The sequence below is a fragment of the Streptomyces sp. NPDC107575 genome (genome assembly GCF_055657265.1).
The window spans coordinates 422158-439609 of sequence record NZ_JBVKBG010000003.1 but is presented as its reverse complement, the minus strand read 5'-3'; the positions used below and the strand labels follow the sequence as shown (position 1 = coordinate 439609).

Genomic DNA, 17452 nt, shown 5'->3' with positions numbered 1-17452 from the left:
CCGCCGTGAAGGGCGCGCTGCACCGGGTGCCGCCTTGCCCACCCTGCCGCCCAAGGCTCGGTGGGCATGATCAAGCCCCGCCGGCGATTGAGGCGCGGGGTCCGGGGCGGAGCCCCGAGGCGTGGGCACCATCCGCCGCAACGCGAAATCCGCCGCAGCGCACAAGAAACGCGCCGCGGCGGATGCCACCCGGTACCGCTACCCGCGGTAGATCGCCTCGATCTCGTCCGCGTAGTCCTTCGCCACCACATTCCGCTTCAGCTTCAGCGAAGGCGTCAGGTGACCCGACTCCTCCGTGAACTGCGCGCCGAGGATGCGGAACTTGCGGACCGACTCCGCCTTGGAGACCGCCGCGTTGCCGTCGTCCACGGCCGCCTGCACCGTGGCCAGCAGATCGGGGTCGTGCTGCAGCGAGGCCACCGTGGACCCGGCCGGCTTGTCGTGGTCCGCGGCCCACTTGCCGAGGAACTCCTCGTCGATGGTGACGAGCGCGCCGACGAACGGCCGCCCGTCGCCGACGACCATGCACTCCGCGACCAGCGCGTGCGCGCGGATCCGGTCCTCGATGACGGCCGGGGCGACGTTCTTGCCGCCCGCCGTCACGATGATCTCCTTCTTGCGCCCGGTGATCCGGAGGTAGCCGTCCTCGTCGAGCGTGCCGATGTCACCCGTGTGGAACCAGCCGTCCGCCAGGGCCTCTTCCGTGGCGCCCTGGTTGTTCCAGTAGCCGGTGAAGAGGTGCTCGCCGTGCAGCAGCACCTCGCCGTCGTCGGCGATCCGGACCACGGACCCCGGCAGCGGCTGGCCGACCGTGCCGATCTTCTGGCGGTCCCACGGGTTGAAGGCGGTGGCCGCGCAGGACTCCGTGAGGCCGTAGCCCTCCAGGACCGTGAAGCCGATGCCGCGGAAGAAGTGCCCGAGCCGCTCGCCGAGCGGCGCGCCGCCCGAGATCGCGTACTCGCCGCGCCCGCCGAGGACGGCGCGCAGCTTGCCGTAGACGAGCTTGTCGAACGTCTTGTACTTGAGCTTCAGGGCCAGCGAAGGCCCGTTCGGCGTGTCGAGGGCGCGGCTGTACTCGATGGCCGTGTCCGCGGCCTTGTCGAAGATCTTGCCCTTGCCGTCGGCCTGCGCCTTGGCCCGCGCCGAGTTGTAGACCTTCTCGAAGACGCGCGGCACGCCCAGGATCAACGTAGGCCTGAAGGCGGCCAGTTCGTCGGTGAGCTGCTTGATGTCGGGGGCGTGGCCCAGCTTGATCGGGGCCATCAGCGAGGCGACCTCGACCAGGCGGCCGAAGACGTGCGCCACCGGGAGGAAGAGGAGCACGGAGCACTCGCCCGTACGGAACAGCGGGCTCAGGCGCGCCACGATGTTGCCGCACTCGGCGAAGAAGCTGCGGTGCGTGAGGACACAGCCCTTGGGGCGGCCCGTGGTGCCGGACGTGTAGACGATGGTCGCCGGGTCGTCGGCCTTCGCGATGGCGCTGCGGTCGTCGACCATCCCGTCGGAGAGCTCGGCGCCGGCGCGGTACAGCTCGTCCAGGCCGCCGCCCTCGATCTGCCAGACGTGCGTCAACTGCGGCAGCCCGCCGCGCACGGATTCGACGGCCGCGGCGTGCGCGTCCAGCTCGACGAGGATGCCGACCGCGCCCGAGTCGCCGAGGATCCACTGGATCTGCTCGGGCGAGCTCGTCTCGTAGACGGGAACGGTGATCGCGCCTGCGCTCCAGATCGCGAAGTCGAGCAGCGTCCACTCGTAGCGCGTGCGCGACATGAGCCCGATGCGGTCGCCGGCCTGCACGCCGGACGCGATCAGGCCCTTGGCGGCCGCGCGCACCTCGGCGAGGAACTCCACGGACGTGACGTCCGTCCACGTGCCGTTGACCTTTCGGCCGATCACGGCGACGTCCGGGTGCTGCGCGGCGTTTCTGCGAACGATGTCGGTCAGATTGCCGTCCGCGGGGACCTCGTACAAAGCGGGAAGGCTGAACTCGCGCAAGACTGCTGCTCCTCGTAGGGCGCCGGCGCCACTCTTCTGTGATGCGTCGGTGCGGTCCAAGATCGGGCAGGTGCACAGTGCATCAATGAATTGTCCGCCCGAACTCGGCTGAACTCGACGGAACTCATTGCTTGAACTGAACACGACTGGACTGCCCGGACGTTACCCACCGGTACTGCTTCTTCGATAGGGGGGTCGGACCAGATGTACGCTGCGTCACACGTCGCCGCGACTCTTCTCGCACCCTAGTCCAGGAGCCGACCGACTCGGAAGTAACCGCAGGTCCGACGGCCTCTACCCATTCTGCGACCCATCGTCCTAGGGTGATCGCCATGCGCGTACACGTAGTCAGCGATGTGCACGGAAACTCCACCGACCTCGCACGAGCCGGAGACGGCGCCGATGCCGTCGTCTGCCTTGGTGACCTGGTGTTGTTCCTTGATTACGCAAATCACGCGCGCGGCATTTTCCCCGACTTGTTCGGAGTCGAGAACGCGGACCGCATCGTCGAACTGCGCACGGCGCGCCGCTTCGAGGAGGCGCGCGCCTTCGGGGCGCAGCTGTGGGCGGGCATAGACCGGGTGCCCGCCATCGAAAAGGCGGTGCGCAAGCAGTACGCGGAGATGTTCGCGGCGTTCCCCACACCGACGTATGCGACCTACGGCAATGTCGATATGCCGAAACTCTGGAGCGAGTACGCCGCACCGGGCACCACCGTGCTCGACGGGGAGCGCGTCGAGATCGGCGGCTGGGTCTTCGGCTTCGTCGGTGGCGGCCTGCGCACACCGATGCGCACGCCGTACGAGATCGACGACGAGGAGTACGCCGCGAAGATCGAGGCCGTGGGCGAGGTCGACGTGCTGTGCACCCACATCCCGCCGGAGGTCCCCGACCTCGTCTACGACACCGTGGCGCGGCGCTTCGAGCGCGGCAGCCGCGCCCTCCTGGAGGCGATCCGCCGGACCAAACCCCGGTACTCGCTCTTCGGCCACGTCCACCAGCCGCTCGCGCGGCGGATGCGGATCGGGTCCACGGAATGCGTGAATGTCGGCCACTTCGCGGGGTCGGGCAGGCCGTGGGCGCTGGAGTGGTGACAGCGCGGGCGGATGCGCGCGATAGCCTTCACGGGACACACACGCAGGCAGGCACGGCGCACCCCTGACCGGTATCCGGAGGAGCCACGGCGATGGCGGAACACACCAGCTCGAGCATCACGATCGAGGCGGCACCCGCCGATGTCATGGGGGTGATCGCCGACTTCGCCCGCTACCCCGACTGGACGGGTGAGGTGAAGGAGGCGGAGGTCATCGCCGAGGACGGGTCCGGCCGCGCCGAACAGGTCCGGCTCGTCATGGACGCCGGGGCGATCAAGGACGACCAGACGCTCAAGTACACCTGGGCCGGTGAGAACGAGGTGTCCTGGACCCTCGTGAAGTCCCAGATGCTGCGCTCCCTCGACGGCTCGTACGTGCTGAAGCCGGCGGGCAAGGGCACCGAGGTCACGTACTCCCTCACGGTCGACGTGAAGATCCCCATGCTCGGCATGATCAAGCGCAAGGCAGAGAAGGTCATCATCGACCGCGCGCTGGCGGGCCTGAAGAAGCGGGTGGAGTCGGGCGAGTAGTCCTCGGCGGCACCGGGGTTGCGGTCTCGGGGCTCTGCCCCGGACCCCGCGCCTCAATCGCCGGCGGGGCTTGATCATGCCGACCGAGCCTTGGGCAATCTGCCGCCTAATGGGGTCTCCCCTGCTCGGAGCTTGTCGGAGAGCTTGGGGAAGGCAGGGTGGGCAAGGCGGCCCCCGGTGCCGCGCGCCGATCACGAGGGCACCCGCCACGGGTAACCTCACACACCATGCGCACCCTCCTCGTCACCGGCCCCGGCGGCGCCGGCCGCACCACCGTCGCCGCCGCCACCGCCCTGAAGGCCGCCCGGCAGGGGCTGCGTACGAGGTTGATCACCGCGGACCCCGTGGCCGGGCTCGAGGACGTCGACGTCACCCGGCTCACCCCGGCCGACGACTTCCGCCGCGACCTCCTCGCCCTCCAGGACCGCGCCGCCTCCGGCCTCGAACTCCTCGGCGCCGCCCGGCTGGACGCGGACGAGGTCACACCGCTCCCCGGCAGCGAGGAACTCGCGCTGCTGCGCGCCCTGCGGGACACGGCCGAGGGCCCGTACGACCTGGTGGTCGTCGACCTGCCGCCGACGCCCCGCGCCGTCGCCACCCTCGCCCTGCCCGAACAGCTGCGCCGCTACCTGCGCCGCCTGCTCCCCGCGGAGCGCCAGGCCGCGCGCGCCCTGCGCCCCGTACTCGGCAAGCTGGCCGGGGTGCCGATGCCCGCGCAGTGGCTGTACGAGTCCGCCGCCCGCTGGGACGCCGAACTCGCCGCCGCGCAGGCCGTGATCGACGCCGGCACCACCCGCGTACGGCTCGTCGCGGAGCCCACCCCGGCCGCCGCCGAGGCCCTGCGCACCACCCGGACCGGCCTCGCGCTGCACGGGCTCGCCGTGGAGACGGTCGTCGCCAACCGGATGCTCCCCGACGGCTCCACCGACCCGTGGCTCGCCGACGCCGCCGCCCGCCAGCGCAAGGTCGTCTCCGAGTGGCCCGGCGCGCACGAGCTGCCCCACCTGGGCCGCGAGCCGCGCCCCGGCGACCTGGACGTGCCGGTGCCCGCGGCCGTGCCGGGGCCCCGCGAGCCGTGGCCCGTGGAGGACCGGCTCGGCGAGGACGGCGTCCTGGTGTGGCGGATACCGCTGCCCGGCGCCGTACGGGAGGAGCTGAGCCTGGTGCGGCGCGGCGACGAACTGGTCGTCGGCGCGGGCCCGTTCCGCCGCGTCGTCCCGCTGCCCTCCGCCCCGCGCCGCTGCACCGTCGCGGGCGCGGGGCTCGTCGACGGCGAACTGCGGGTCCGCTTCGCCCCCGACCCGGATCTGTGGCCGCAGACCCGGTGAACGGGGCGCACCCGTTCGGGTAACGTCGAAGGTGTAACCGGTCCAGCTCTCCGCAGGAGTCAGCCGTCATGAGCGACGCCACCGAGCAGCCCGCCCACCAGGTCGACGCAGACGCCTGGGAGAAGGCGTGCGCCGAGGATCTCGAGGAGGAGCGGGCCCGCCGCAGGGCCGAGTACGGTGCGCCGCCCGGTTCCGCGGCCGAGGAGCTGAAAAAGCTCGTCGACGCCGTCACGGACAAGCTCTCGTCCGTGCAGGCCCCGTTCCTCGGCTCGGTCGCCCAGGGCACCGCGGAGCAGGTCGCCAAGCAGGCCGTCCGGCAGGCCCGCTCCGTCATCGAGCCGGTCATCGACCGGAACTCGGACGTGTTCGACCACCTGGCCGCCGCGGGCGGCGAACTGCTCGCCGCGTACCGCTCCGCGGTCGAGGGCCAGGAGCGCCGCTGGACCCAGCGCACCCAGGACCCCGAGCCGCCCCCCGCAAAGCCCAAGGACGAGGGCCCCGGCGGGGAGCACATCGATCTGGACTGAATGCCGCTCGGTTAGGGTGGGCCATAGCGGGGCTCGACCGAACTGAGGGATTCATGGGACTCACCATCGGCGTCGATATCGGCGGCACGAAGATCGCGGCCGGCGTGGTCGACGAGGAAGGCAACATCCTCTCCACGTTCAAGGTGCCGACGCCTTCCACGCCGGACGGCATCGTTGACGCGATCGCCTCGGCCGTCGAGGGCGCCAGGGCCGGACACGAGATCGTGGGCGTGGGGATCGGTGCCGCCGGGTACGTCAACCGCCAGCGCTCCACCGTGTACTTCGCGCCGAACATCGACTGGCGCCAGGAACCGCTCAAGGAGAAGGTCGAGGCGCGCGTCAAGCTGCCCGTGGTCGTCGAGAACGACGCGAACGCGGCCGCCTGGGGCGAGTACAAGTTCGGCGCGGGCAAGGGCCACCGCAACGTCATCTGCATCACGCTCGGCACCGGCCTCGGCGGCGGCGTCATCATCGGCAACAAGCTGCGCCGCGGCCACTTCGGCGTGGCCGCCGAGTTCGGCCACATCCGCATGGTGCCGGACGGCCTGCTGTGCGGCTGCGGTTCGCAGGGCTGCTGGGAGCAGTACGCCTCGGGCCGCGCGCTCGTCCGCTACGCGAAGCAGCGGGCGAACGCGACGCCGGAGAACGCCTCGTACCTGCTCTCGCTCGGCGACGGCACCCCCGAGGGCATCGAGGGCAAGCACATCTCCTCGGCCGCCCGCGAGGGCGACCCCGTGGCCGTCGACTCGTACCGTGAGCTGGCCCGCTGGGCCGGCGCGGGCCTGGCCGACCTGGCCTCGCTGTTCGACCCGTCGGCGTTCATCGTCGGCGGCGGCCTCTCGGACGAGGGCGAGCTTGTCCTCGACCCCATCCGCAAGTCGTACAAGCGGTGGCTGGTCGGCGGGAACTGGCGGCCGGTCGCGGACGTGATCGCCGCCCAGCTGGGCAACAAGGCGGGCATGGTCGGCGCCGCCGACCTCGCGCGGGAGCCCGACCCCGTCATGTGACGTACATACGGATGGCCGGTGCCCGTCGTTCCCCTCGGGGGCGGCGGGCACCGGCGTATCTTGATCTTCATGGACTCCGGCTCGCTCCCCGCAGCATCCACCGAACTCCCCAAGTCCCTTACGGAACCGGACGGTTCGGCCGTCATCCGTGTCCTGAGCTACAACATCCGCTCGATGCGCGACAGCCCCGTCGCCCTCGCCCGCGTGATGAAGGCCTGCGCCCCGGACCTCGTACTGATCCAGGAGGCGCCCCGGTTCTTCCGCTGGCGCAAGCACCTCGCCCGGCTCGCCCGCGCGGCCGACCTGGTGATCCTCTCCGGGGGCGGCAGCGCCGCGGGGCCCGCGCTGCTCTGCTCGCTGCGCGCCACCGTCGAGCGCACCGAGGACGTGCTGCTCCCGCTCACGCCCGGCCTGCACCGGCGCGGCTTCGCCACCGCCGTCGTACGGTTCGGGGGCGCGCGGCTCGGCGTCGTCAGCTGCCATCTGAGCCTGCAGAAGGACGAGCGGTACGCGCAGGGCGGGATGCTGCTCGACCGGGTCGCGGCGATGGGCGTGGAGCACGCGGTCGTGGGCGGCGACCTCAACGAGCGGCCCGGCGGGCGCACCTTCCGGCGGCTCGCGGCCACCCTCAACGACGCCTGGGCGACCCGGCCCTGGGGTGGCGAGTACACCTCGACCCCGGCCGATCCCCATCAGCGCATCGACGCGATCCTCGCCACGAAGGGCATCGAGGTGCTCGGCTGCGGGGTGCCGGACTTCCTGGACCCGGACGAACTGAGGGCGGCGACCGACCACCTGCCGGTACTCGCCGCCCTCAGGGTGCCCGCCGCGCTGTCCTAGGGGTCCTAGACCACGGCGCCGCGGCCCGGGTCGTCGCCGTCCTCGTCGTCGCCCGGGGACATCCGGGCGACCAGCGTGCCGAAGCCGCCGAGGAAGCCGCCGATGCAGAGCGTCGCCAGCCACCAGGTCATGTCCCAGCCCAGCAGCACCGCGAGGAGCAGCAGGACCGGGCCGCCGACGACCGCGAGCCAGGCGAACCTGGCCGTGACGTCCCCCTCCGGCAGCGGGGGCGGCTCAGGCGGGACGAAGTGGCCCTCGTCGTCACCGTCGAAGTCGGCGTCCGAGGGCTCTGGCGCCGAGTGATCGCGCGGCCCGGGGGCGGCGGCGATGCCGGGGGCGAAGGAGACCGAGGAGCCGAGGGGGTGCTGCTTGCCCTGGTCCCGGTTCTGCTCCGGCTCAGGGTCGTCCTTCTTCGCGGCGCCCCGCTCCGCGTCGGACGGCCCGCCCGGGGCGTCGTTCGTCTCCGGTTCGAGCAGGGCGAGGTCCTCCACCGACTTGAACGGCTTGGCGCCCGGCGGGTCCGGCGGCTCCTCCCCGTAACCGGCGACGATCGCCGCCCACGCCGCGTCCTCGTCGCTCGGCAGCAGAGGGTCGTGCGACTGCTCGCCGGTCTCCTCCTGGCCGTGCGGCTCCGAGCCGTCCGGCCGCTCGGATCCGCCCCGCTCCTGCTCAGTCACCGGTGGTCGTCCCTTCCACGCCCGCGCTGGGGATCTTGCCGACTTCGGGGGCGAGCCGGTCGAAGAACGCGTAGCTCTCCTCGAAGATCCGGTCCGCGTCATGGTCCAACGTCGCCACGTGGTAGCTCTGTTCCAGCAGGATCTCCGTGACGTCCGTGGACGACACGCGGCCGAGCACGCGCGCGGAGTCGACGGGCGGCACCACATGGTCGTTCACGCTGTGCAGCACCATCAGCGGCTGCGTCACCTGCGGCAGCTCGCGGTCGACGACCTGGAAGAAGCGGCGCAGCTGGTACACCGCGTGCAGCGGCATCCGGCCGTAGCCGAGCTCCTCGACGCCCTCCTTGGCGATGTCGCTGGCGATGCCCTTCACCGAACGCACGAGGTGCCGGGTGACCGGGAGCGTGTGCGCGGCCAGGTCGTGCACCTTGTTGCCCGGGTTCACCAGGACGAGGCCCGCGATCTCGTCCCCGTGCCTGGCCGCGAGGCGCAGGGCGAGCGCGCCGCCCATCGACAGGCCGCACACGAAGACCTTGGAGCAGCGCTCCCCGAGCTCGCGCAGGGCGCGGTCCACCTCCGCGTACCAGTCCTGCCACGAGGTGACGGCCAGGTCCTCCCAGCGGGTGCCGTGGCCCGGCAGCAGCGGGAGCGAGACGGTCAGGCCGCGCGCGGCGAGGTGTTCGGCCCAGGGCCGCAGCGACTGGGGCGATCCGGTGAATCCGTGGCAGAGGAGGACGCCGACCTCGCCGCCTTCATGGCGGTACGGCTCGGCTCCAGGAAGGACCGGCACCTTCGGTCTCCTGTTCATGGCAGAGAAACGGTGGACGGACGTGCGGGGGGAACGAGCTTGAAGACGTGCACCTCACGGTACGCGACCGGACTGACACCGACCAGGGTCGTCGGGCCCTGGAGCGGCCCCCCGGGTTAAGGTCGGTTCCTCGGACTGGTCCGGTACGAGGTCCGGGCACTAGGGAAGGCAGAGGGTTGATCTACGGCGCAATGAAGGTGGCCATCGGAGGGCCGCTGAAGCTCGGTTTCCGGCCGTGGGTGGAGGGCCTCGAGAACATTCCCGCCGAGGGACCCGCGATCCTCGCCAGCAACCACCTCTCGTTCTCGGACTCGTTCTTCCTCCCGGCCGTCCTGGACCGCAAGGTCACCTTCATCGCGAAGGCCGAGTACTTCACCACCCCCGGGGTCAAGGGCAAGATGACGGCCGCCTTCTTCAAGGGCGTGGGCCAGCTGCCCGTGGACCGCTCGGGTTCGCGGGGCGCGGGCGAGGCCGCCATCAAGAGCGGCATCGAGGTCCTGGAGCGCGGCGAGCTGTTCGGCATCTACCCGGAGGGGACGCGTTCCCCCGACGGCCGCCTCTACCGCGGCAAGCCGGGCGGCCTCGCGCGCGTGGCGCTGTCCACCGGGGCGCCGGTGATCCCCGTCGCCATGATCGACACGGAGAAGATCCAGCCCCCCGGCAAGGTGATGCCGAAGCTGATGCGGCCGGGCATCCGCATCGGCAAGCCGCTCGACTTCAGCCGCTACCACGGCATGGAGGGCGACCGCTTCGTCCTGAGGGCTGTCACCGACGAGGTCATGTACGAGATCATGAAGCTTTCCGGCCAGGAGTACGTCGACATGTACGCGACCGCCGCGAAGCGGCAGATCGCGGACGCGGAGAAGGCGGCGAAGGCCGAGAAGGAAGCGGCGAAGAAGGCGCTGGAGAAGGAACGGGGCGGCTCGTAGCCGCGTCGTTCCCCAGAGGCGCCGAGGGCGGGGGACAAGGGACATGGGCAACACGGTCGGGCGCGAGCGCGTCGTGCGGATGTCGGTCGAGCAGCCGCTGTGGCGCGCCCTCACCGGGTACCGCCTGCTGACCCTCGTCTACGCGATCGGGCTCTTCGGCTCCTCGTACGAGGTGTACGAGCGCCCGTGGGTGGGCGTGGCCTACTTCGTGGTCCTCGCGGGGTGGACGCTGGCGACGCTGCCGCAGGTGTCGGGCGCCCGGCGCTGCACCAAGCGGTTCCTCACCGCCGACCTGACGATCGCCGTCGCGGGCATCCTGCTCTCGCCGGTCGCCGGGCACGAGCGGGCCGTCACCGGAGGTGCCACGCTGCCGTCGATCTGGACGGCGGGCGCGGTCCTCGCCTGGGCGCTCAAGGGCGGCTGGCGCTGGGCGGCGGGCGCGTCCCTGCTGGTCGGCGTCGCCAACGTGGTGCAGCGCGGCGACATCACCCGCGGCCTGATCCACAGCGTGCTGCTCGTCTGCATCGCCTCCATCGCGATCGGCTACGTCGTGGAGGTGGCCCGCGCCTCCGAGCGCACCCTCGCCCGCGCCCTGGAGATCGAGGCGGCCACCCGCGAGCGGGAGCGGCTCGCCCGCGACATCCACGACAGCGTGCTCCAGGTCCTCGCGATGGTGCAGCGCCGCGGCACCGCCCTGGGCGGCGAGGCGGCGGAGCTGGGCCGGATGGCGGGCGAGCAGGAGGTCGCGCTGCGCACGCTGGTCGCCGGGGGCCTGGTGCCCGCCTCGCGCGCGTCCGAGGCCGCGGAGGACGGCGCCGTGGTCCGGACGGTGCTCGAACCGGAGGAGCCGGACGAGGGCGCGGGGCCGAGCGATCTGCGCCCCCTGCTCGCCGGGCACGCCGGTGGACGCATCACTTTCTCGGAGCCGGGCGCCCCGGTGCCGATGAGGCCCGCCGCGGCCCGCGAACTGGCCGCCGCTGTCAGTGCCGCCCTGGACAATGTGCGGCGGCACGCGGGCGCGGACGCCAGCGCGTGGATCCTCGTCGAGGACGAGCCGGACGCGGTGATCGTGACGGTGCGGGACGACGGTCCGGGCATCCCGGAGGGCCGCCTCGCGCAGGCCGAGGGCGAGGGCCGGCTCGGTGTCGCCCTGTCGATCCGGGGCCGACTGCGCGACATCGGCGGCACCGCCGAGCTGATCTCGATCCCCGGTCAGGGCACCGAGGTCGAACTGCGCGTACCGAAGAAGTAGTGGTGGAAGAGCCCTTGCGGGCCACGGGGGAAGGCAGGTCAGGAACGATGAGCGAACAGCGGACGGGCGACGGGCGGGCGCCGGTCAAGGTCATGGTGGTCGACGACCACCCGATGTGGCGCGACGCCGTCGCCCGTGACCTGGGAGCGGCCGGCTTCGACGTCGTCGCCACGGCGGGCGACGGCGAGCAGGCGGTGCGCCGCGCGCGGGCCGCGGGCCCCGACGTCCTCGTCCTCGACCTGAACCTGCCGGCCAAGCCCGGCGTCCAGGTGTGCAAGGAACTCGTCGGCGCCGACCCGTCGCTGCGCGTCCTCGTCCTCTCCGCGAGCGGGGAGCACGCCGACGTGCTGGAAGCGGTCAAGTCCGGCGCCACCGGCTATCTGCTCAAGTCCGCGTCCACGGACGAGCTGATCGACGCGGTGGGGCGCACCGCCGCGGGCGATCCGGTGTTCACGCCGGGCCTCGCGGGCCTGGTTCTCGGCGAGTACCGGCGGCTCGCCTCCGACCCGGCCCCTGCGGGCGACGCCGACGAGCCGGGCGCCGCGCCGCAGCTCACCGACCGGGAGACCGAGGTACTGCGCCTCGTCGCGAAGGGCCTGAGCTACAAGCAGATCGCCGAGCGCCTGGTCATCTCGCACCGCACGGTCCAGAACCACGTGCAGAACACCCTCGGCAAACTCCAGCTGCACAACCGCGTGGAGCTCGTCCGGTACGCGATCGAGCGGGGTCTGGACGACGACTGACCCCGCGCGGGAGAGTGGCCCCAACCACTCGCCGTGACAAGGGAGTTACGCCATGAGGGTCGGAGTTTTGACCGGAGGCGGTGACTGCCCCGGACTGAACGCTGTCATCCGGGGCATCGTGCGCAAGGGCGTCCAGGAGTACGACTACGACTTCGTGGGGTTCCGCGACGGCTGGCGCGGCCCGCTGGAGAACGACACGGTTCCTCTCGACATCCCGGCGGTGCGCGGCATCCTGCCCCGCGGCGGCACCGTCCTCGGCTCCTCGCGGACCAACCCCCTCCAGGCGGAGAACGGGATCCGCCGCGTCAAGGAGAACCTCGCCAAGCAGGAGGTCGAGGCCCTCATCGTGATCGGCGGCGAGGACACCCTCGGCGTCGCGGCGAAGCTCTCGGACGAGTACGGCATCAAGACCGTCGGCGTACCGAAGACCATCGACAACGACCTCTACGCCACCGACTACACCTTCGGCTTCAACACCGCCGTCGGCATCGCCACCGAGGCCATCGACCGGCTGCACACCACCGCCGAGTCCCACATGCGGGTCCTCGTCGTCGAGGTCATGGGCCGGCACGCGGGCTGGATCGCGCTGCACTCGGGCCTGGCCGGCGGGGCCAATGTCATCCTCATCCCCGAGCAGCGCTTCGACGTCGACCAGGTCTGCTCCTGGGTCACCTCCCGCTTCCGCTCCTCGTACGCCCCGATCGTGGTCGTCGCCGAGGGCGCGATGCCGCGCGACGGGGACGTGGTGCTGAAGGACGAGTCGCTGGACTCCTTCGGACACGTGCGCCTCTCCGGCGTGGGGGAGTGGCTCGCGAAGCAGATCGAGAAGCGCACCGGCAAGGAGGCGCGGACGACGGTCCTCGGCCATGTCCAGCGGGGCGGCACGCCGTCCGCCTTCGACCGGTGGCTGGCCACCCGGTTCGGGCTGCACGCGATCGACGCGGTGCGCGACGGGGACTTCGGGAAGATGGTGGCGCTGCGGGGGACGGACATCGTGCGGGTTCCCATCGCGGAGGCCACGTCCCGGCTGAAGACGGTGGATCCGTCCCTGTACGAAGAGGTGGGGGTCTTCTTCGGCTGAGCCCCAGGGGCTTGATTGGCTTAGGCTCGCGCTCATGGAGATTCTCGCTTTTGGTGTGCAATCCGACGAAAAGCCCCTCATCGAGAAGGCCTTCGAGGGCCACCACGACGTCCGCTGCCTCGACGTGTTCCTCAACGAGGACACCGCCCCGATCGCGGCCGGCTACGAGATCATCTCCACCAGCGTCAACGCGACCCTCAACAACCGTGTGCTGCAGACTCTCGCCGCCGGCGGCACACAGCTGATCGCCCAGCGCTCCACGGGCTTCAACAACATCGACCTCCAGGTCGCCGAGCGGCTCGGCCTGACCGTGGCGCGCGTCTCGTACTACTCGCCGTACTCGGTCGCCGAGTTCGCCTGGACCCTCGCGATGGCCGTCAACCGCCGCATCGTCCGCGCCAGCACCCGCACCCGCGACTTCGACTTCAGGCTCGACGGGCTGATGGGCCGCGATCTGCGGGGCCGCACCGTCGGCGTGCTCGGCACCGGGAAGATCGGCGAGGCCTTCACCCGGATCGCCCACGGCTTCGGCATGAACCTGCTCGGCTGGGACGTCGCCGAGAACCCGAACTGCACGGCCCTCGGCATGAAGTACGTCGACAAGGAGCAGCTGTTCGCCGAGGCCGACGTGATCAGCCTGCACGTGCCGTTGCTGCCCGCCACCGAGCACATCGTCGACGCCGCCGCGCTGCGCGCCATGAAGGACGACGCGATCCTGATCAACTCCAGCCGCGGCGGCCTCATCGACACGAAAGCCCTCGTCACGGAGTTGCGCGAGGGCCGCTTCGCGGGCGTCGGCCTCGACGTGTACGAGGCCGAGGCGGGCCTGTTCTTCCTCGACAAGTCGCTCGACGTCGTCGAGGACGACACCCTGGCCCGCCTCGTCACCTTCCCGAACGTCCTGGTCACGTCCCACCAGGCGTACTACACCGCGGACGCGGTCGGGCAGATCATCGAGACCACCGTGCGCAACGTCCTCGACTATCAGGCGGGCCGCCGCTCCGAGAACGTGCTGGTCCCGGCCGAGTCGAGGAGCTGAGCGAGCAGCTCCCGCACGATCCCGGCGCCGCGCAGCGACAGCACCGACTCCGGGTGGAACTGGACCCCGGCGAAGGAGGGCCCGCGCAGCGCGTGCACCTCGCCGGTCGTCCGGTCCCGGCTGACCTCGACGTCGTGCGCCGCCAGCTCGGTCGCGGTCTCGTCGTCGCAGGACGCCACGAAGCTGTTGTAGAAGCCGACCTTCTCGGTCCGCCCGAACACCTCGACGTCGGTCTGCGCGCCCTGGTACGGCACCTCCTTGCGGACGATCTCCAGGCCCAGCTCCGCCGCGATCAGCTCGTGGCCCAGGCAGACGCCCAGCACGCCGTGCTCGTGGCCGCGGATCACCTCGGCGGTCAGGGAGCGCAGGAAGCGCATCTTCGGGTCGGTGAGGTCCGAGGGGTTTCCGGGGCCCGGGCCCAGCACGATCGGCCCCTCGTGCGCGAGCGCCGCCTCCCGGAGCCCCTCCTCGTCGTAGCGCCGCACCGTCACGTCGAGCCCCGTCGAGCGCAGCACGTGCGCCAGCATCGCGGTGAACGTGTCCTCGCCGTCGATCACGAGCGCGTGCCCGGAGAGCTCGTTCTCGCGCTTCTGCATCCGCAGCCAGAACGGCGCCAGGGCCGCCCGCCGCCCGTCGAGCGCGGCCCGCACCCGCGGGTCGTCGGCGAGCGGCGCCCGCGCGCCCTCGCCGCGCGGGCGTGCCGGACGTACGCCGAGCGCGGCGAGTACACCGGCCGCCTTGGCGTGCGTCTCCGCGACCTCGCTCGCCGGCTCCGAGCCGCGCACGAGCGTCGCGCCCACCGGGACGCGCAGGCGCCCGGCGGTGTCGATGTCGGCGGTGCGGATCAGGATGGGGGAGTCGAGCGTCTGCGCCCCGCCCGCGTCCCGGCCGACGAGTGCGAGCGCGCCCGCGTAGTAGCCGCGGCCGCCGACCTCGTGCCGCTCGATGACCCGGCAGGCGTTCTGCACGGGGGAGCCGGTGACGGTCGCCGCGAACATCGTCTCCCTGAGCACGTCCCGCACGTCGAGGGTCGACTTTCCGCGCAGCTCGTACTCGGTGTGCGCGAGGTGCGCCATCTCCTTGAGCCGCGGGCCGACGACGACGCCGCCCATGTCGCCGACGGTGCACATCATCTTGAGCTCCTCGTCGACGACCATCGACAGCTCCTCGATCTCCTTGCCGTCGGCGAGGAAGTCCAGCAGGTGCTCGGGCGTCGGCCCTTCGGCCGGGTAGCGGTAGGTGCCGCTGATCGGGTTCATGACGACGGTGCCGCCGGACATCCGCACGTGCACCTCGGGGCTCGCCCCCACGAGCGTGCGCTCTCCCGTGTGCACGACGAACGTCCAGTACGCGCCCCGCTCCCCGTCGAGCAGCCGCCGGAAGAGCGCCAGGGCGTCGGCCCGCGAGAAGCCGTCGATGGCCCCCTCGTACGTCCTGCGGATCACGAAGTTCGCGCCCTCGCCCTGCCCGATCTCCTCGCGCAGCACCCGGCCGACGATGCCCGCGTACGTGTCGTCGTCGACGTCGAAGCCGCCGTCGCGGACCTGGACGTCGTGGCGCGGAAGCCGTTCCAGGGCGTCGGCGAGCGGGATCTCGTACGTCTCCTCGGGGGTGAGGACCGTGAGCGGGGTGCCGTCGTCGCGGACGTCGAAGCCGCGTTCGCGGATCTGCCGGAAGGGGACGAGGGCGAGGCCCTCGGCGGGGATGTCCGCCAGTCGCTCGTAGTCGCCGACACCGCCGATCAGGAGCTCGACCGTGTCGTGCTCGCGGCCCGGGGTGCGGCGGCGCAGCAGGGCGAAGGGGCGGTCGTCGGTGAGCAGTGCGTCCAGCATCAGGGAGGTTCCTTCCGGTGACTTCGGGAGTCGTCGACTTCGGCAGTCGTCAGGGAGGAACAGCCCGTGAAAACACTGAAGGCCGCCCCTCGGGCGGCCTTCGCGGTTTCAGGTACGCGCAGTCAGTGGGCCGCCGGATGTGCGGTCCACCACCAGGTGCGGTGCAGCGATTGCGCGAACATGAGCGTCACCGTACCCGATGCCGCGCGGCGGGGCTCAGACGTGTCGCGTCCGTCTCAAAAGATGAGCGGGGGAATGGACGGGCGAGCCGACCCCGTACTGTTTACGGCGTGACCGTGAACGCTAAGACCAGCGCGAGCGCTGGCAACACCTGGCGAAACCTGCCCGCGGCGCAGCAGCCCGAGTACCCCGATGCCGAGGCTCTGCGCGATGTGATCGCGGACCTCGAGTCGTATCCGCCGCTCGTCTTCGCAGGCGAGTGCGACCAGCTGCGCGACCGACTGGCGGCCGTCGCCAAGGGAGAGGCGTTCCTGCTCCAGGGCGGCGACTGCGCCGAGGCCTTCGACGCCGTTTCCGCGGACCACATCCGCGCGAAGCTCAAGACCCTGCTCCAGATGAGCGCCGTCCTCACGTACGCGGCCTCCGTGCCGGTCGTGAAGATCGGCCGTATCGCCGGCCAGTACTCCAAGCCGCGCTCCAAGGGCACCGAGACCCGCGACGGCGTGACCCTGCCGACCTACCGCGGCGACTCGGTCAACGGCTTCGAGTTCACCGAGGCCGCGCGCGTCCCGGACCCCGAGCGCCTGAAGCAGATGTACAACGCGTCCGCCTCCACGCTCAACCTCGTGCGCGCCTTCACCACCGGTGGCTACGCGGACCTGCGCCAGGTGCACGCCTGGAACCAGGACTTCGTGAAGGCGTCCGCCTCCGGGCAGCGCTACGAGAAGCTCGCCCGCGAGATCGACAACGCGCTGAACTTCATGAAGGCCTGCGGCACCGACCCGGCCGAGTTCAAGGCCGTCGAGTTCTACGCCTCCCACGAGGCGCTGCTGCTCGACTACGAGTCGGCGCTGACCCGCGTGGACTCGCGTACGGGCGATCTGTACGACGTCTCGGGCCACATGGTCTGGATCGGCGAGCGCACGCGTCAGCTGGACCACGCGCACGTCGAGTTCGCCTCGAAGATCCGCAACCCGATCGGGATCAAGCTCGGCCCGACGACGACGGCCGAGGAGGCGCTGCAGTACATCGAGCGCCTCGACCCCGACCGCGAGCCGGGCCGGCTGACCTTCATCGTCCGCATGGGCGCCGACAAGGTCCGCGACAAGCTGCCCGAGCTGGTGGAGAAGGTCACGGCGTCCGGCGCGCAGGTCGCCTGGATCACCGACCCGATGCACGGCAACACGTACGAGGCGGCCTCCGGTCACAAGACCCGGCGCTTCGACGACGTGCTCGACGAGGTCAAGGGCTTCTTCGAGGTCCACAAGGCGCTGGGCACGCACCCGGGCGGCATCCACGTCGAGCTCACCGGTGACGACGTCACCGAGTGCGTGGGCGGCGGCGACGAGATCTTCGTCGACGATCTGCACCAGCGCTACGAGACGGCCTGCGACCCGCGCCTGAACCGCAGCCAGTCGCTCGACCTGGCGTTCCTGGTGGCGGAGATGTACCGCGACCAGTGAGCCCGGTTCACCGTAGGTAACGCCGTGGGGGGCGGGGCGCAGGGAGTCGCGCCCCCCAGCACCTTTGTGTAACCGACCCGGGGGGTGAGGGTTGGGTAGCCTTACCGACCCACCAGGACAGCACCAC

General features: G+C 71.3%; 17 protein-coding genes. 12 read left to right on the top strand and 5 right to left on the bottom strand.

Annotated elements, in window-relative coordinates; all coding sequences use genetic code 11:
- Positions 1 to 198: 198 nt before the first annotated feature.
- Positions 199 to 1995, bottom strand: coding sequence for an AMP-dependent synthetase/ligase (locus tag ACZ7L4_RS15245; protein ID WP_472102668.1), 1797 nt, complete (start codon positions 1993 to 1995; stop codon positions 199 to 201).
- Positions 1996 to 2327: 332 nt separating this feature from the next.
- Here ACZ7L4_RS15245 and ACZ7L4_RS15240 point away from each other — a divergent pair, with 332 nt between their 5' ends.
- The 6 genes from ACZ7L4_RS15240 (at position 2328) to ACZ7L4_RS15215 (ending at position 7321) form a co-directional block, all read left to right on the top strand.
- Positions 2328 to 3089 carry a metallophosphoesterase family protein gene (locus ACZ7L4_RS15240; RefSeq protein ID WP_450813520.1) on the top strand — a complete coding sequence of 254 codons (762 nt, stop codon included), beginning with the start codon at positions 2328 to 2330 and terminating at the stop codon, positions 3087 to 3089.
- Between the two features lie 92 nt (positions 3090 to 3181).
- Positions 3182 to 3619, top strand: coding sequence for an SRPBCC family protein (locus ACZ7L4_RS15235; RefSeq protein WP_472102666.1), 438 nt, complete (start codon positions 3182 to 3184; stop codon positions 3617 to 3619).
- Positions 3620 to 3846: 227 nt separating this feature from the next.
- Entirely contained in the window at positions 3847 to 4947 is a 1101-nt protein-coding gene (locus tag ACZ7L4_RS15230; protein ID WP_472102664.1) for an ArsA family ATPase, read from the top strand.
- A 68-nt stretch (positions 4948 to 5015) separates the two neighbouring features.
- Complete coding sequence (locus tag ACZ7L4_RS15225) at positions 5016 to 5474, top strand: DUF5304 domain-containing protein (protein ID WP_472102662.1); 459 nt, start codon at positions 5016 to 5018, stop codon at positions 5472 to 5474.
- A 53-nt stretch (positions 5475 to 5527) separates the two neighbouring features.
- Positions 5528 to 6481, top strand: a complete 954-nt coding sequence (locus tag ACZ7L4_RS15220; protein ID WP_472102660.1) for an ROK family glucokinase — start codon at positions 5528 to 5530, stop codon at positions 6479 to 6481.
- A 69-nt stretch (positions 6482 to 6550) separates the two neighbouring features.
- Positions 6551 to 7321 (top strand): endonuclease/exonuclease/phosphatase family protein, encoded by a 771-nt coding sequence (locus ACZ7L4_RS15215; protein ID WP_472102658.1) that lies wholly within the window; start codon positions 6551 to 6553, stop codon positions 7319 to 7321.
- A 5-nt stretch (positions 7322 to 7326) separates the two neighbouring features.
- On the opposite strand, the gene ACZ7L4_RS15210 is transcribed toward ACZ7L4_RS15215, so the two are convergent.
- Together ACZ7L4_RS15210 and ACZ7L4_RS15205 are read right to left on the bottom strand one after the other, a co-directional pair.
- On the bottom strand, positions 7327 to 8100 hold the full coding sequence (locus ACZ7L4_RS15210; protein WP_472102656.1) for a hypothetical protein: 774 nt from the start codon (positions 8098 to 8100) through the stop codon (positions 7327 to 7329).
- On the bottom strand, positions 7991 to 8788 hold the full coding sequence (locus ACZ7L4_RS15205; protein WP_472104021.1) for an alpha/beta hydrolase: 798 nt from the start codon (positions 8786 to 8788) through the stop codon (positions 7991 to 7993). The genes ACZ7L4_RS15210 and ACZ7L4_RS15205 overlap by 110 nt, the downstream gene beginning before the upstream one ends.
- A gap of 194 nt (positions 8789 to 8982) precedes the next feature.
- Here ACZ7L4_RS15205 and ACZ7L4_RS15200 point away from each other — a divergent pair, with 194 nt between their 5' ends.
- From ACZ7L4_RS15200 to ACZ7L4_RS15180, 5 genes are read left to right on the top strand one after another with little or no spacing between them, the layout of a single operon-like run.
- Positions 8983 to 9735: a lysophospholipid acyltransferase family protein gene (locus tag ACZ7L4_RS15200; protein ID WP_472102654.1), complete on the top strand. Its 753-nt coding sequence runs from the start codon at positions 8983 to 8985 to the stop codon at positions 9733 to 9735.
- A 43-nt stretch (positions 9736 to 9778) separates the two neighbouring features.
- Positions 9779 to 10987: a MacS family sensor histidine kinase gene (gene macS, locus ACZ7L4_RS15195; protein WP_472102652.1), complete on the top strand. Its 1209-nt coding sequence runs from the start codon at positions 9779 to 9781 to the stop codon at positions 10985 to 10987.
- A gap of 47 nt (positions 10988 to 11034) precedes the next feature.
- Entirely contained in the window at positions 11035 to 11730 is a 696-nt protein-coding gene (locus ACZ7L4_RS15190; protein ID WP_472102650.1) for a response regulator, read from the top strand.
- Positions 11731 to 11782: 52 nt separating this feature from the next.
- Positions 11783 to 12811, top strand: a complete 1029-nt coding sequence (locus ACZ7L4_RS15185) for a 6-phosphofructokinase (protein ID WP_472102648.1) — start codon at positions 11783 to 11785, stop codon at positions 12809 to 12811.
- Positions 12812 to 12845: 34 nt separating this feature from the next.
- The gene (locus ACZ7L4_RS15180; protein ID WP_472102646.1) at positions 12846 to 13850 is read left to right on the top strand and encodes a 2-hydroxyacid dehydrogenase; all 1005 of its coding nucleotides are present in this window, start codon (positions 12846 to 12848) and stop codon (positions 13848 to 13850) included.
- Here the strand turns inward: ACZ7L4_RS15180 and ACZ7L4_RS15175 are convergent.
- Both ACZ7L4_RS15175 and ACZ7L4_RS15170 read right to left on the bottom strand, forming a co-directional pair.
- Positions 13796 to 15685: an anthranilate synthase family protein gene (locus ACZ7L4_RS15175; protein ID WP_472104019.1), complete on the bottom strand. Its 1890-nt coding sequence runs from the start codon at positions 15683 to 15685 to the stop codon at positions 13796 to 13798. The two genes, ACZ7L4_RS15180 and ACZ7L4_RS15175, sit on opposite strands and share 55 nt — an antisense overlap.
- Before the next feature lie 119 nt (positions 15686 to 15804).
- Positions 15805 to 15864 (bottom strand): trp operon leader peptide, encoded by a 60-nt coding sequence (locus ACZ7L4_RS15170; RefSeq protein WP_356388850.1) that lies wholly within the window; start codon positions 15862 to 15864, stop codon positions 15805 to 15807.
- A 108-nt stretch (positions 15865 to 15972) separates the two neighbouring features.
- Between ACZ7L4_RS15170 and ACZ7L4_RS15165 the strand changes: the two genes are divergently transcribed.
- Positions 15973 to 17325, top strand: coding sequence for a class II 3-deoxy-7-phosphoheptulonate synthase (locus ACZ7L4_RS15165; RefSeq protein WP_472102644.1), 1353 nt, complete (start codon positions 15973 to 15975; stop codon positions 17323 to 17325).
- Positions 17326 to 17452 lie beyond the last annotated feature (127 nt).

What these genes read in the sequence shown, in the direction of transcription:
- ACZ7L4_RS15240 (WP_450813520.1), top strand. Translation starts at nt 2,328, where the DNA reads ATGCGCGTACACGTAGTCAGCGATGTGCACGGAAACTCCACCGACCTC.
- ACZ7L4_RS15235 (WP_472102666.1), top strand. Translation starts at nt 3,182, where the DNA reads ATGGCGGAACACACCAGCTCGAGCATCACGATCGAGGCGGCACCCGCC.
- ACZ7L4_RS15230 (WP_472102664.1), top strand. Translation starts at nt 3,847, where the DNA reads ATGCGCACCCTCCTCGTCACCGGCCCCGGCGGCGCCGGCCGCACCACC.
- ACZ7L4_RS15225 (WP_472102662.1), top strand. Translation starts at nt 5,016, where the DNA reads ATGAGCGACGCCACCGAGCAGCCCGCCCACCAGGTCGACGCAGACGCC.
- ACZ7L4_RS15220 (WP_472102660.1), top strand. Translation starts at nt 5,528, where the DNA reads ATGGGACTCACCATCGGCGTCGATATCGGCGGCACGAAGATCGCGGCC.
- ACZ7L4_RS15215 (WP_472102658.1), top strand. Translation starts at nt 6,551, where the DNA reads ATGGACTCCGGCTCGCTCCCCGCAGCATCCACCGAACTCCCCAAGTCC.
- ACZ7L4_RS15210 (WP_472102656.1), bottom strand. Translation starts at nt 8,100, where the DNA reads ATGACGCGGACCGGATCTTCGAGGAGAGCTACGCGTTCTTCGACCGGC.
- macS (WP_472102652.1), top strand. Translation starts at nt 9,779, where the DNA reads ATGGGCAACACGGTCGGGCGCGAGCGCGTCGTGCGGATGTCGGTCGAG.
- ACZ7L4_RS15190 (WP_472102650.1), top strand. Translation starts at nt 11,035, where the DNA reads ATGAGCGAACAGCGGACGGGCGACGGGCGGGCGCCGGTCAAGGTCATG.
- ACZ7L4_RS15185 (WP_472102648.1), top strand. Translation starts at nt 11,783, where the DNA reads ATGAGGGTCGGAGTTTTGACCGGAGGCGGTGACTGCCCCGGACTGAAC.
- ACZ7L4_RS15180 (WP_472102646.1), top strand. Translation starts at nt 12,846, where the DNA reads ATGGAGATTCTCGCTTTTGGTGTGCAATCCGACGAAAAGCCCCTCATC.